The organism is Leptospira sp. WS58.C1, assembly GCF_040833995.1.
In the GTDB taxonomy this organism is placed as follows: Bacteria; Spirochaetota; Leptospiria; order Leptospirales; family Leptospiraceae; genus Leptospira_B; species Leptospira_B cinconiae.
Window position 1 is genome coordinate 241,910 of record NZ_CP162138.1, and the last position, 13,784, is coordinate 255,693.

At 37.3% G+C, this 13,784-nt stretch carries 17 protein-coding genes; 1 reads left to right on the plus strand and 16 read right to left on the minus strand.

Annotation, left to right across the window (positions count from 1 at the left end; genetic code table 11):
* Positions 1-33: 33 nt before the first annotated feature.
* The 12 genes from AB3N61_RS18255 to AB3N61_RS18310 all read right to left on the minus strand — a co-directional run bounded on the left by AB3N61_RS18255 (position 34) and on the right by AB3N61_RS18310 (position 8,410).
* Entirely contained in the window at positions 34-948 is a 915-nt protein-coding gene (locus AB3N61_RS18255; protein ID WP_020770543.1) for a hypothetical protein, read from the minus strand.
* A gap of 572 nt (positions 949-1,520) precedes the next feature.
* Positions 1,521-2,453: a DUF4238 domain-containing protein gene (locus AB3N61_RS18260; RefSeq protein ID WP_367899167.1), complete on the minus strand. Its 933-nt coding sequence runs from the start codon at positions 2,451-2,453 to the stop codon at positions 1,521-1,523.
* Positions 2,454-2,682: 229 nt separating this feature from the next.
* The gene (locus AB3N61_RS18265) at positions 2,683-2,973 is read right to left on the minus strand and encodes a helix-turn-helix transcriptional regulator (RefSeq protein WP_367899353.1); all 291 of its coding nucleotides are present in this window, start codon (positions 2,971-2,973) and stop codon (positions 2,683-2,685) included.
* Positions 2,960-3,271: a type II toxin-antitoxin system RelE/ParE family toxin gene (locus AB3N61_RS18270; protein WP_367899354.1), complete on the minus strand. Its 312-nt coding sequence runs from the start codon at positions 3,269-3,271 to the stop codon at positions 2,960-2,962. Before AB3N61_RS18270 ends, AB3N61_RS18265 begins: the two co-directional genes overlap by 14 nt.
* Before the next feature lie 354 nt (positions 3,272-3,625).
* Positions 3,626-4,600, minus strand: a complete 975-nt coding sequence (locus AB3N61_RS18275) for a hypothetical protein (protein WP_367899168.1) — start codon at positions 4,598-4,600, stop codon at positions 3,626-3,628.
* Positions 4,601-4,808: 208 nt separating this feature from the next.
* On the minus strand, positions 4,809-5,522 hold the full coding sequence (locus tag AB3N61_RS18280) for a hypothetical protein (protein ID WP_367899169.1): 714 nt from the start codon (positions 5,520-5,522) through the stop codon (positions 4,809-4,811).
* A gap of 205 nt (positions 5,523-5,727) precedes the next feature.
* Positions 5,728-6,060, minus strand: coding sequence for a helix-turn-helix domain-containing protein (locus tag AB3N61_RS18285; RefSeq protein WP_036089387.1), 333 nt, complete (start codon positions 6,058-6,060; stop codon positions 5,728-5,730).
* Positions 6,044-6,409 (minus strand): type II toxin-antitoxin system RelE/ParE family toxin, encoded by a 366-nt coding sequence (locus AB3N61_RS18290; RefSeq protein ID WP_020769424.1) that lies wholly within the window; start codon positions 6,407-6,409, stop codon positions 6,044-6,046. Before AB3N61_RS18290 ends, AB3N61_RS18285 begins: the two co-directional genes overlap by 17 nt.
* A gap of 343 nt (positions 6,410-6,752) precedes the next feature.
* Entirely contained in the window at positions 6,753-7,184 is a 432-nt protein-coding gene (locus tag AB3N61_RS18295; protein WP_367899170.1) for a hypothetical protein, read from the minus strand.
* Positions 7,171-7,518, minus strand: a complete 348-nt coding sequence (locus AB3N61_RS18300; protein ID WP_036090695.1) for a hypothetical protein — start codon at positions 7,516-7,518, stop codon at positions 7,171-7,173. Before AB3N61_RS18300 ends, AB3N61_RS18295 begins: the two co-directional genes overlap by 14 nt.
* A 292-nt stretch (positions 7,519-7,810) precedes the next feature.
* The gene (locus tag AB3N61_RS18305) at positions 7,811-8,116 is read right to left on the minus strand and encodes a HigA family addiction module antitoxin (protein WP_016549172.1); all 306 of its coding nucleotides are present in this window, start codon (positions 8,114-8,116) and stop codon (positions 7,811-7,813) included.
* A gap of 12 nt (positions 8,117-8,128) precedes the next feature.
* Complete coding sequence (locus AB3N61_RS18310) at positions 8,129-8,410, minus strand: type II toxin-antitoxin system RelE/ParE family toxin (RefSeq protein ID WP_081603616.1); 282 nt, start codon at positions 8,408-8,410, stop codon at positions 8,129-8,131.
* Between the two features lie 341 nt (positions 8,411-8,751).
* Between AB3N61_RS18310 and AB3N61_RS18315 the strand changes: the two genes are divergently transcribed.
* Positions 8,752-9,606 (plus strand): tyrosine-type recombinase/integrase, encoded by an 855-nt coding sequence (locus tag AB3N61_RS18315; protein WP_367899355.1) that lies wholly within the window; start codon positions 8,752-8,754, stop codon positions 9,604-9,606.
* 158 nt (positions 9,607-9,764) lie between these two features.
* Here the strand turns inward: AB3N61_RS18315 and AB3N61_RS18320 are convergent, their stop codons facing one another.
* The 4 genes from AB3N61_RS18320 to AB3N61_RS18335 all read right to left on the minus strand — a co-directional run bounded on the left by AB3N61_RS18320 (position 9,765) and on the right by AB3N61_RS18335 (position 13,730).
* Positions 9,765-11,858 carry a reverse transcriptase domain-containing protein gene (locus AB3N61_RS18320; protein WP_367899171.1) on the minus strand — a complete coding sequence of 698 codons (2,094 nt, stop codon included), beginning with the start codon at positions 11,856-11,858 and terminating at the stop codon, positions 9,765-9,767.
* Positions 11,859-12,037: 179 nt separating this feature from the next.
* Positions 12,038-12,964 carry a hypothetical protein gene (locus AB3N61_RS18325; protein ID WP_367899172.1) on the minus strand — a complete coding sequence of 309 codons (927 nt, stop codon included), beginning with the start codon at positions 12,962-12,964 and terminating at the stop codon, positions 12,038-12,040.
* A 187-nt stretch (positions 12,965-13,151) separates the two neighbouring features.
* Positions 13,152-13,439, minus strand: a complete 288-nt coding sequence (locus AB3N61_RS18330; RefSeq protein ID WP_036090716.1) for a HigA family addiction module antitoxin — start codon at positions 13,437-13,439, stop codon at positions 13,152-13,154.
* 12 nt (positions 13,440-13,451) lie between these two features.
* Positions 13,452-13,730: a type II toxin-antitoxin system RelE/ParE family toxin gene (locus tag AB3N61_RS18335; RefSeq protein WP_036090713.1), complete on the minus strand. Its 279-nt coding sequence runs from the start codon at positions 13,728-13,730 to the stop codon at positions 13,452-13,454.
* Positions 13,731-13,784: the final 54 nt, after the last annotated feature.

The following is a 13,784-nucleotide window of genomic DNA, read 5'->3' on the forward strand; positions in this document are numbered from 1 at the left end:
AGCAAGCCCGCAGCGCTGCGGCTGAGGCGAAAGTTAAACGCCGTGATGATGTTTTAGTAGAGTTTTATAGCATCTACAGAACTTATTAATCTCTTTTGCATCAGAATTCACTTCATCTTTACATAGTGCTTCAATCTTAGAAGTCTCAGAAACACTAGCAAACAAAGATTTATTTAATGAATTTTTGTATTCCATCCGGCAATACTTAAGAAGATTACTTTCAGAATTATTAATAGCAATTTTTCTTAAATTTTGGCTCTCTAAATATTCTTCCGTGAAAACAATAAAACCTGTTGAGACTTCTTTTCCTTTTGAATCAAATAGTATATATTGCGTATTGTTTAATGTCTCTATAGATATATTGAGATCGGCAAAGTTGATTGATAAACTGGGTTTTTTTAAAGAAAATACCTTTCTGAAATCTTTATTGAAGATTTTTAGCTTATATCCCTTAAGATTGATATCCTCTAATTTGCTTTCTTTTTCATAAATTATTCGATTAATAATCCGCTCTTGTTCGATTGGATACATTCTTATTGGTAAGGTAGCCAAATCGATAGTAAGGATTATGGCAGTGGCAGTAATAAAGAGTATTGCATAACCTGCTGCGTTTTCTCCACCTCCTGCCTTATCAAATTGGCTAAGGCCAGATTCTTTTGCGCTTTTCCATTTTACCCCATAAAATGTCCTAAAAATCTCACGAGCCTTTTCTTCCACCAAATCTCGTTTACCTTTAAAAGCATCGATTTTTAGTTTAAGGTTATATTCTTCGATATAGTAGGTTAATAAATAAAAATCCTTAATCTCCGTTGAATCTTTTACTTCAATTATTTCCGAAGACGAGATAGATTCCCTTCTCGGATAAACTTTTGTAAAAAAGCAATTTGAACTTAAAAAGATGAGCAGACAAAAAGCTATTATGTTTTTCATAGAGAATTTAATCATCATGGCGTTTAACGACCGAGCCTAGCCGACGTTTCGCGAGTGCGTAAGCACTTGGCGCGAGGCTTGCCATGCAAGACGAGTGACAAAGCGAAATGTGCCGTAGGCCAAGCAAGGGTCGCGTAGCGATCCCGAAGCGCTGCGGCTGAGGCGATAGTTATCCGACGTTTCAGCCACTATTCCTAGAAATTTCAAATGCTCCGAAGCAAAAAAATTCAGTTGGAAAAACTCTGTCCGCCACTCTACGCTATCCTCAAAAACCAACAAACGCAAGAATAGCACAATGCACTTCAAGCGTAGGCGGCTATTAAAAATAGCAGCTAATTATTTACCAAGCTCCCAAGCGCTTAACCTATATTACGAAAACCTCGAATTGAAAAACAAACAAAATAATAATTTTGGCTGAAATGTTCGGATAACGACCAAGCCTAGCCGACGTTTCGCGAGTGCGCAAGCACTTGGCGCGAGGCTTGCTTAGCAAGACGAGTGACAAAGCGAAATGTGCCGTAGGCCAAGCAAGGGTCGCTTTAGCGATCCCGCAGCGCTGCGGCTGAGGCGACAGTTATGCGTAGTCGTATTTATACCTCGAGGGAAGTAGCTACAGTATTCAATTCTCCCTTACGAACAGAAAAGATGCACTTCTTACTGCCGGAAGCTATTTTGAGATTAAATTGAAAAACCTGTTCTTCATTGCCACTTTCAATTACTTCTATTTCAGTTTTTCCATTCTCTCCCGACAAAGAATAATTAGTTGTTATCAATATTTCTGGAGTCAGAGTAAAGAAACAAGATTTTGCCAATAACGGAACCCCAAAGGCTGGAGGCCAATTTTCGGGATCCTGTAAGACAACAGGTTGATCAGAAGTAATGAATTTTGCTTCAGATCGAGAAACATAGATCTTCCAGTTTTGCGCCTGGAAGAAATTTGCGAAGATAGGAATATCTTCAAAAAGTTCTAAATGAGGCTTATTATTTACTTCTAAAGATAAAATTTGTTCAGAAAGTTTTTCCTTCTCCTCATCTTTCATCTCTGGCAGAGTAATCCCTGATAATTCTCCAATTTCCCTTTGAACTTCAGCCATTCCCTTTCTTTCGACCAATCTACCAAATGTATTTACTAACATTGATTTATACAATCTTTGCGTAAAGTTTCTCATTTGCGGTCCTCGAAAATGGAGCATACTAATCAACAAAGATAGCACTTGCTTTTTATCATCAGTAAGCTTATCTGAAATAAGAAGCTTTGTCACGATTTCATCAAGATTATTCGAAATGTAATCCTCGAGCACCTTGAATGCTAACTCTACGACTTGGCTAACATCATCCTCGCTACCAGTTTCTAAAGCATAAAAAAAGTATTCAGAACAAATTCCCTTTGGTCCTTTCGCTTTTTCCATTCTTTTGTCTAAAAGATTGTATGCTTCAATTACACCTTCACTATTTGCGAATCTCCTCAAATAGAATCGTGAAACATAATGCTGATATCTTACTATGTGTTGCGGTTCAGTCATTGCAAAATTAATTTAATACGATTACGCATAACGACCGAGGTGCTCCGACGTTCGCAACGGCACGAGTTTGCTCTGCAAACGAAGTGACAGAAGCAAATGTGGCGAAGCCCAAGCGAGTGGGTCACGAAGTGAGCCCCGAGCGGCGCGGAGGCACCGGAAGTTATCCGACGTTTTCAAGCCGCATCGGGAAAGCTTCATATTTTACAGGACGTAAAATATGAAGACCATTTCATGCCGAAACTTTTCGACCTTTAATTGTATTTAATGATAAATCCAAATCTAATGCATGGCAGATCTTTAGGAACGTACTAACATTCGTATTAATACCGGTTTCTAATCTACTAACCTGTTGCTGGGTAACATGAGCCCTTTTCGCTAAATCTGCCTGACTTAAACCCTTCTTATTTCTATATTCCTGAATCTTTAAAGCTAGTGATAACAATTGTTTCTCTTGATCAAATGCTTCTGAGAACTTAACATTGTTCAGTTTACTTTTTAAATGCGATTTAAAACTCTTCATCATTTAATCTCCTTCTTAACTTCTCTTCAGTAAATCGAGAGAGGAAGTCTTCTCGACAACTTATTGCTCTATTAATCTCCCGAATCGGAACTTTCTGAACATTCTTTATAAATGCATGAGTAATTATAATGTAATGCCTAAATGTAAAAAAATATAAGAATCTAACTTGGTCTCCTGAAAGTTTCAGTCTTAATTCATGTATGCCGTCAGTTAGAAAGTCAGCATACGGTCTAGGTAAATTCGGACCGTGCTGCTCTAATTGATCAATCAAGGCCATGATTTTAGCCTGATTGTTCATAGATCGACTATCAATAAATTCTGAAGTTGGGCAGTTCCCCTCTTCATCCTCATAATATACAACAGTCCATTTCTGGCTCACAAGTCATATTACATCATATACGGTGTAATGTCAATTCCCAAATCTAATCAGTAATTCGCGGGCATGGAGGCCCGCTACGCAGCCCATTCAAAGTGGCTTGAAAATGTTCGGATAACGACCGAGGTGCTCCGACGTTTGCGATGGCACGAGTTTGCCCTGCAAACGAAGTGACAGAAGCAAATGTGGCGAAGCCCAAGCGAGCGGGTCACGAAGTGAGCCCCGAGCGGCGCGGAGGCACCGAAAGTTAGTCGCAGTAAGCGCTTTAATTCTTCGTTAGAGTTCATCAAACCATAGTGAATTTTGAATAATTCGATCGAGGTTTAATAGTTCTGAGCTATACGACATTTTAAAGAATAATTTATAATCAGGAGCTAATTCATCTGGAAAACGTATAAACTTTTGAATTGATAGGGCAAAATCTTCACAAGCTCCAAGAGTTTTGCGAATCATATAAGCCACAGGGACACGAAGAGAAGCTAATGAGTTTGGCAATTTATGTTCTTCATTCCATACGTTAAATAAGCTAAATGGTTTAGCAGTGTCTTTAACGGCAAACCCTCTTCTAGTAAGAAAAATATAATCTAACGAAGACCCATGATGAGCTATATTATCACGAAATTTTCTTAAAATTTGAAAAAATTCAGCATATTCACAATAAAACTGTGCTAATGCTTCTGGAATAGCAAAGCGATCTTTAATCACAGCTTGTTCAAGAATTTGCTCATTTTCAATAACCATTTTGCGAAAACTTTTATGTAGGTTCTTCTTTACAACCGACTCATCCGTTAGGACAACCGTTTTCCATAATGCAGCTATAATTTCCTGTAATAAATCAAAAATACTTCTACATACGCCTATTAGATATTCGAGCTCTGTTATCACCATTCTCGAAACTTCAAACGATTTATTGTTAGAAAATTCATATAACAGTGATAATTTACGTAGGGACGCGCAAATATTCATTATATCGTTACGTATTCCATTAACAGGGTATAGAATTTCCTTCCTCAACACACGCTGTCCCAGAAAATTAAAAAACTCAAGGTATATATCATCCTCATGTTCAGGCAATTTCGAAAAATACGTTCCTTCACCAGGAATTGCTTTAATTTTCAGAAGTCCATCTTGGGTCGAAATCCAAGAATGCCAACTTCCTGATTCATAAAAAAACAGACTCGGAATCACACGATGTGAGTTTATCTGTCTATGATCGAAAAATGGAATATCTTTTAATTGATCAAACTTCATAATATTAATTTTCGCATCAACATGTTTGTGCTTATTGCGACTAACGACCAAGCCTAGCCGACGTTTCGCGAGTGCGCAAGCACTTGGCGCGAGGCTTGCTTTGCAAGACGAGTGACAAAGCGAAATGTGCCGTAGGCCAAGCAAGGGTCGCATAGCGATCCCGCAGCGCTGCGGCTGAGGCGACAGTTATGCGTAGTGGCTGCCTTTATTAGTCAAAATTATGGGCTTTCTTTCCCAAAATTTCATCTACGCAGGCCTCTAAAGAATTTGTAAATAAGCTTTTTAATAAACTCGAATTCTCGGCCAAATAGTCATCAATTGTGTGTTGATTCTCAGATGAATTATAATAGCATGCACTTCTATATAACATTTCTTGTGTTTTACTATCAGTTAATGTAAATATTCCACGATAGGAAAATTTATATCCGCCTGTATCCGGAGAGAATATCTTTGGGGAAAATGAAAACACAATAGAAAGTATCCTGAACGTGCCATAAATTCGACTGTTAGTACTATAGCTACTTTGATCTGCTTGCCCCCCTTCATGGACATTTTTATCCGTGATAAATGGAAAATTTCTGCGTAAAAACGAATTCTTGAATAATACTGCTGGCTCACCAATGTCTGCTCTAAATTTCTTAGAGATTCTCTCCTCTATTGGAGCACCTTCGAAATGTCCAACAAGACTGCCAATTGGGCCAAATCCGTATGAAGGTGTGATAACACGAAACATTGTTCCCGTTTGATAGTACAACGAGATTGCATTTTCCTTTTGGATTAATTCAAAATTTTCTTTATTAACTTTTATAGTCGAGAATGCACACGAATTCAGCAAAGATAATAATAGTAATGTAAATTTTATAGTTAGTATTCTCATAATGTTCGATTCTATATTCCCTTCTATAGGCAAAGTATCAGCCATTGCGCATAACGACCAAGGTGTTCCGACGTTTTGCGAGTGCGAAGCACTTGGCACGAGACTTGCCATGCAAGGCGAGTGACAAAGCAAAATGTGGCGAAGCCCAAGCGAGAGTTGCGAAGCAAGCTCGAAGCGCTGCGGAAGCACCGAAAGTTAAACGCTGTTTTTGCGATATATAACTGCGCATTAAGCCAAGGATGGCGTCACTTTAACTATTCTTAATCCCCAGCAAACTAAGAGCTTTTGAATTATTTTTAAGAATAAAGAGCATTCGTTGAGCTGGACCTTGAGGTATATTCCTCCCCGACTCCCATGCTTCTACTGTTTTTACAGAAACTCCTATAGCTTGTGCAAATAGATTTTGAGTAAGATGAAGTTTTGTTCTAATATTTTTAATTTCTCTAGCTTTAAATTGAGGTAACTTCTCTATAGAAACTTGATGTTCTCTAATTCCAGAAACTTTTTTACCTTCAGAATACTCTATAGCTTCATTAAGACCTTTTGCTAAGCTATTAAATAATTTACTATTTTCTTTTTCCATATGAATGCTTTCCCGATTTCAATATCTCTTTCAAACGTGCTATCAAATTATATAAAATCGTTAACTCAGATTTCGAAAGGTTCTCTTTGTCATTCTTTTCTAAAAGCGTTATCAAAAAGATTATTTCAAATTCTTCAAAATCAATATAGAAGACTCTAATTCCACCGCTTTTACCTGTTCCTTTCTTCTTCCAACGAATCTTTCGTATGCCGTTTGAACCAGGAATTACTACACCTTGCTTCGGATATTCTAAAAGGTGGTTTTGGAAATCTTTAAGTTCATGATCTCCCAGACCGGCTCTTGTCCAAAAATGATCGAAATCAGGTAAATGTACAAACAGTCTTTTCAATTTAGACAGAATCCCTACTGAGTAGGGTATTGTCAAATCTTAACTTTTTATCGAAAAAATGCAAAATTGAAACTCTAATTCAATTTTAAACAGACCTAATCTCACTCCTCGCCGCATGGACGCGGCGAAATTGAAAACGGAAGAGTAGCAAAAATGGCGTTTAACGACCAAGGTGCTCCGACGTTTGCGATGGCACGAGTTTGCTCATGCAAACGAAGTGACAGAAGCAAATGTGGCGAAGCCCAAGCGAGTGGGTCACGAAGTAAGCCCCGAGCGGCGCGGAGGCACCGAAAGTTAGCCGACGTTCCAGCCTCACCTTAATTGTATTCTTAACAAATTTTCTTTATAGAAGATTTTTAAATTCTTCAAAGGCAGATTTTGCTTTACCACCCTCAGAGTCACACCATCTTTTAATTTCTTTTAGATTGAATGATTGTCTTTTGGCTACTAAAATAGCCTGTTCTAAACATTCACGCGCATTAAAATAAATGTAAGATGCTAAGCGATCTTTTATACAATCAGTTGGAGAAAGTATTTTGATCATTTTACCTGAAACTCTTTTAACATCAGGAATAATCTGGTAATCTTCTCCAATAGAAGAATTATAACTCGTATAAACAATGTCTAAGTCGCCGGATTTATAAATCCCATCCGAATATACTGAAACTACTGCCCCGCCTACCAATACTGAATCGACTCCATTTGCAGATAAATGCCAAGCTATATATTCCCATAATTCACTTTCCGTTACTGTCGACCAATTAGGACTTTGCATACACTGGCTTGCCCTTTCGCCTTGGTCTTCGTCTTGTAGAAAAGAGTTTTTCTCTTTCGAATATAGGCATGGTATTATATACTATACCTAGTATTTCCTTAATGGGTTTAACAAATACAGATTTGGAATTAAATAAATATACTCGAGCCTTACCTACTATTTTTGAAGTCAGTATACCAGATTCTTCAAAGCGAAGAAGTTGATTCTTAATAGGAGTTACAGCAACATTATAATCCGTTGCTATCGCAGCAGCATGAATTTCTGAATAATGAAATATGTGCAATAGTACCCTACCGGCGGTTTTATTGCCGAAAACTCCTTCCAATATATCCATGAAGAGAGTTTTAAATAAGAACTTATATCAATCAACTACTTTTTAGTTTATATGGACTAATATTTAGTCCATATCATTTTCCATTATCAGTATTCAAATACAAAAAGATTCAAGGCTGGAATGTCCGGCTAACGACCAAGGTGTTCCGACGTTTCGCGAGTGCGCAAGCACTTGGCACGAGGCTTGCCCAGCAAGACGAGTGACAAAGCGAAATGTGGCGTAGCCCGAGCGAGAGTTGCGTAAGCAAGCTCGAAGCGGAGCGGAAGCACCGACAGTTAGTCGCTGTGCTTGATTAGCTGGCTTGAAGTTCTTGAAACTTTTTGATCGTTTTTAATTCATTTTTAAGCTCATACTGTTTAATTTCTAAATCATAATGAGCTTGTATTGATAGCCAGAATTCGGGCGAATTTCCAAAAAAACGAGAAAATCTTAGCGCAGTATCAGCAGTAATAGAACGACGACCATGAATTATTTCACTTATACGTTTTTGATCAATATGAGTAGCCTGAGCTAATTTATAAGCTGTAATTTCCATTGGTTTCAGAAAATCTTCTATTAAGATTTCACCAGGGTGAATATTCATTAATTCTTTATTCATAATTGCTACCGCCTAATGATAGTCCACTATCTCGACATTAGTAACATTGCCATTTTCCCAAATGAAGCAGATCCTATACTGCATATTTATAGAAATGCTATGTTGCCCTCGCCTATCTCCAGATAATGCATGCAATCTGTTACCAGGTGGAATTTTTAAATCCTCTAAAGTTTTCGCGCTATCTAAATGTATAAGTTTCCGTCTAGCTGTTCTTTGTATGTCCTTCGGAAATTTCTTTGAAAACTTACCTAGCCATATAGTTTCACATTCTTTATCCGAAAAAGAAAGAATCACGGCTCATAATAGCGCTACGCACCACTGGTGTCAAGCGCCATTATCAAGAATTCGAAGGATATTTTAAAAATTTCCCTAGACAGAATCAATTTTAAGCATGGCGTATAACGACCAAGGTGTTCCGACGTTTCGCGAGTCCGTAAGGACTTGGCACGAGACTTGCTCTGCAAGACGAGTGACAAAGCGAAATGTGCCGTAGGCCAAGCAAGGGTTGCGTAGCAAGCCCGCAGCGCTGCGGAAGCACCGAAAGTTAGTCGCCGTAGCTGCTTTCTTCTAGTAATTTTAAAAGCTTTTCAATTCTTGGCACTATGGGTGCATTAAAAGACAAAATGATTTTAGACATGAGACTAAGAGGATACAGTGAAAGCACAATCGAATCATATACAGATTGTATGACTCGTCTAACAAAAGAATATATGATATCGCCTCTAAAATTGAGACCAAAACAAGTTTATGACTTCTTTATTAAACTAAAAGAAAATAGAGCCTCAGAGTCTTATCTACGAATTTTTTACAGTGCTGTTACTCTTTTCTATAAAATTGAAAATAAATCATATATGACAAAATCAATTCATCTGCCAAAAAGAGTGCAACGAATACCCGCCGTCATGAATAAATCTGAAGTGAAATTATTCCTTTCAGAATGCAGATCACTCCAAGAACGAACTGTATTTTCAATACTATATTCCTCTGGAATTAGAGGAAGTGAATTAATTAATCTGAAAATCCCAGACATCGACTTCGAAAGAAAGACAATCTTTATCTCCAAATCAAAGACTAGAAAACAACGATATACTATTTTATCAGATCAAGCGGCTAACCTTTTGAAGAACTATATTATAACATATCAACCGAAGGATTTTCTTTTCTACGGCTTTAGAGATAAAAGTTCACATGTCAGTATGCGTTGGCTGCAAGCTTCATTCCAAAGAATTGTCAAAAGAGCCGGGATAACAAAGAAGGTCCAAGTTCATACTTTTAGGCATTCGTTTGCTACTCATCTTATGGAAACTGGGAATAATCTGATTTATATCCAAAAGTTACTTGGACATACCTTCTTGTCTAGCACTCTGCTTTATTTACATGCAGATTCTAGTACTTTTTTAAAGACAATAAGTCCCTTGGAGTCAATTAGCTTAAAACATATTGGATCCTTTGGAAATCAACAGCAAAGATCATTCGATTTCGCTATATAGAATATTATTGTAGCAGCTATGGCGACTAACGACCAAGGTGTTCCGACGTTTTGCGCTGGCGCGAGTTTGCTCTGCAAACGAAGTGACAGTAGCAAAATGTGGCGTAGCCCGAGCGAGAGTTGCGAAGCAAGCTCGAAGCGTAGCGGAAGCACCGATAGTTATACGCCGTTACTCATCGATTCAAAAAATTCAATGATTTTAGAATAAGCGACCGACAATTCTTTACGTATGCCTTCTTGCTCTCCCTTTCTTAGATGAGAAGTACGCTGCCCACCTTTAATTTCATACGGATGCGAGGCAGGCAATTTATTTCTTCTATCATTGCAATTCCTGAAAGCTATAGATACCTTCGGATAATTCTTATCAAATTGATTATCTTTTTGAACTAAATTCCCAAAAGCAAGTAACTTGCCATCTCCCCCGTTTAATCGGACTATACCTGGTAGTGAATTATTCTGAAGATATTCTTGAAATACATAAAAAAGAATCTGATTAAATGAATTCTGATGCTGCAGCCAATGAGTTCTACCACTATGGTAATTTGAGTCAGCAGTTTTTAGAAAGTACATTGCATGAGAATACTCCTTTCCAAATACAGATTTCCAATTCGAATATTTTTTTACTTTATACCTTTCGGAAAGAACTATTCCAATAGGGTCTGCTGTCGTATCCGAACTAGGTATTATGCCGAAGCTTTGAAAAGTATTTACAACCTGAACCGGAAGTTTTGAAAGATCTGTGACTATTTTAGATAATTCGACATCGCTACTCGATAAATAATCAGCGAACACAATCATAGCTTCAAAGGAGTTTCTTTTAAAGATATATTTAATAAGCTTGCTTGAGTTATAATATCTTTTCGGAACGTAATAAGCTAATAAGGCCTGATGTAGAGGATCTTTTTGATAAATCAGGAAATTTGAATAATTTCCTAGACCAGCATGATCGCAAGAAACTATAAAATGCAACAAGCCCCATCGATAATTAAAGTCATTTTCAATTTTTAAAGAAGCAATTGCTGTTCTTAAAAGATTTCTTTTTTCATCAATAGTAGCAAAAATGGAAAGTAGATGCCACATTTCACCTGCGACGTAGCCGTACGGAGTGTTTCCCAAGTTCTCAAGGCAAGCTTTAAAAATTCTTTTGGATTTTGTGTATAACCTTAAATACGCAGAAATAGCATCTATATGCTCTGGATATTTTGGCATCAATTTTAATACTATACTTAGTATTTTAGAATCAGCAACACCTCTGAAAAGAATATATTTAAATCTAGTCTTATCAACTACCTCCTTCTTATTTTCTGATACAGACTGATAAAAATATTTAACAATTTTTTCTTTCTTCGTAAAAACATTTATTTCGTCTATCGACTCTGAAATACTCGGAAGCGCACCTAATGCTTGTTCCTTATTCTTCGCTAGAAAAATTGAATATTTATTGCCTTGTGGAATCAAACCCCTATTTCTGCATAAAATTTCTAATTCAATTATAGCCTTTCTTACTTCCTTTTCAGATTCTCCTAAGATACGAATATCATCTACATAACGGAGATAAGAATATTTTTCCGATAAGATTTCATCTACCGGAAGCATAAATAAGTCTGCAAGAATGTTCGAAGCAATTGGACCTTGAGGTATCCCATGCCCAATTGCCGAAGATTTTGCAACTGAACTCCACGTATTTAACCATTTCAATATTTCAGTTCTGCTTTCATATTCTTTGGTAGGGTTAAGAATCCTTAGCAGAAGCTCATGAGAAATAGTATCATAAAAGGCAGATAAATCAAATTTTGCTACCCACTTATAATTGCTTTCAAAGAGGCGATAGACTTCATCTTTGAACTTTGGATAACTATACTTCCATTTCTTAATTACAAATTCACTTTCTGTATCGTTATCAAAAATATTACTGAATATAGATTTTTCTTGTAGTTTCTTTCTTCTTCTATGCAGTTTATTTATATATAAGTTTGCAATTGCTTGTAATACAATTTGATCTTCTATCTGCAACAGGGTGATTGGCCTTTGCAACCCGGAAGGTTTAGGCATAAAAATCCGCGTTGGATATTGAGGCGAATATGCACCTCCTTTCAAAATTTCATGTAAATGACTTATATTCTTGTCGATAGAAACTTCGTACGCATAATATATGTTTCTAAAATATTTTTTATACTCACTATTATCACCTGCTTTTATACGTTTCCATGCTAAAAACAAATTACCTTTAGAAATTAATTTACTAAATTCCATTCGTATTTGATGAGTAATGGCGTATAACGACCAAGCCTAGCCGACGTTTCGCGAGTGCGCAAGCACTTGGCGCGAGGCTTGCTTAGCAAGACGAGTGACAAAGCGAAATGTGCCGTAGGCCAAGCAAGGGTCGCATAGCGATCCTGCCGCGCTGCGGCTGAGGCGAAAGTTAGGCGTAGTTAGCGAATCTCGGAATAGTTGACTGGCCTATTGTTTATTTCTGACTTTTTCAAATACCCAATGGTAGAATTGACTTTTACACGGATCCATAGAAATTGAGCGTGAGTAATTGATTCTATTTCAATTGGATTCGCAAGTATTTCTATTATGTGATGCTTAGTAAGACGATCCAGTGCAACAGAATTATCATGAGGGTATTTGCGTAAATTTACCTCTGAAGGTGTATTTATTCTGTAGTAACCAGGTTTTAATGCATAGACTATCGTTGAACACTCATGATCACAAGATTTAAGATATCTTATTTCTTCAATTCTTCCATTTGTATGAAGATATTTTTTTACTCCACAACCTTCAACTTTTGGAGGCAATGTCTCTCCTATTCTGCGGCTACATGCAATAGAAAATTTTTTTCCATTGTTGAATACATAATTTGGACCAGAATTCCACATCGTAACACCAAAATAAGTTCTAGGAAATATTTGAGTCATGATCGTAGGGTCCATAGAAATTTTTGTAGAAAAGCTTATTTCTGTATCCTGCCTCTTTCTAAAATAAGGGTCCTCGCTCAATGACAAGGCATATACATCCTCGGGAATTTCTTTTTTATTAAGCAAACTATAGGTCAATATTTGTCTTACTTCAGACCCAAGACCAGTATACGATTTAATGATTCTTTTTGTAAGATTTTCAACTAGAAAAACCTCAACTATTGGTGTTCCTACATCATCCCATCTAATAAAGTATCCAGTTTCATTGTCTAAATAAATCCAATCGCCAAACCCAGTGATTTGGCGAGCAAATTTTGGCAGGCCTTCTGGTTTCGTAATATTTATCTCTATCTGCCTATTTTCTTTGCAAAAAGATATAAACAAAAATAATAAAGCAGCAAGAGAATAATAAGTACCTTCCTTTTGAATTTTAGTCATACTGAATATTTTCGCTAATTACGCCTAACGACCAAGCCTAGCCGACGTTTCGCGAGTGCGCAAGCACTTGGCACGAGGCTTGCCATGCAAGACGAGTGACAAAGCGAAATGTGCCGTAGGCCAAGCAAGGGGCGCTTTAGCGATCCCGCTGCGGCTGAGGCGAAAGTTAGACGACGGTTTGGCTCTATTACGCAGAAATTGGAAACTTTATTATATTCTTAGGTCTTTCTTGCATCGCAGTCCAGAGATCTAACTTTGTCTGCATGCTTAACCAACTCTCAGCAGACGTGTTCGTTGCAATCGCTATTCTTACTGCCATTTCTGGAGTAACTGGACTTTTACAATTCACTATTTCTGATAGTGTCTTGCGAGATATTCCTAAATCTTTTGCAGCCTCAGTTATAGTTAATCCTAAGGGTTTGATTATATCTTCTAGCAAAATTTCTCCGGGATGAGTAGGTTTTCTTTTATTCATAAAGCCACGCCTCTAATGATAATCTTCATAATCGACTACTATCGCGTTTTCACCTTCAAATTCAAAGGTGACACGCCAATTCCCATTTACCCAGACTGACCACCTACCCTTTTCACGACCCTTCAGAGGATGCAAGCGATACGCCGGTAAATCCATATCTTTAGGTGATGTCGAAGAATCTAACCTATCTAAAATCCTAGCTAGTTTATTCGAATGATCTGCTTGTATTCCTTTCTTACTGCCAGTTTCAAAAAACTGTTCAAGGCCTTTGTGTCTAAAGGAAATAATCAATATAAAAACCGTAACCCATAAGGTTACAATGTCAAGCTTTTTCCTTTAAAAATT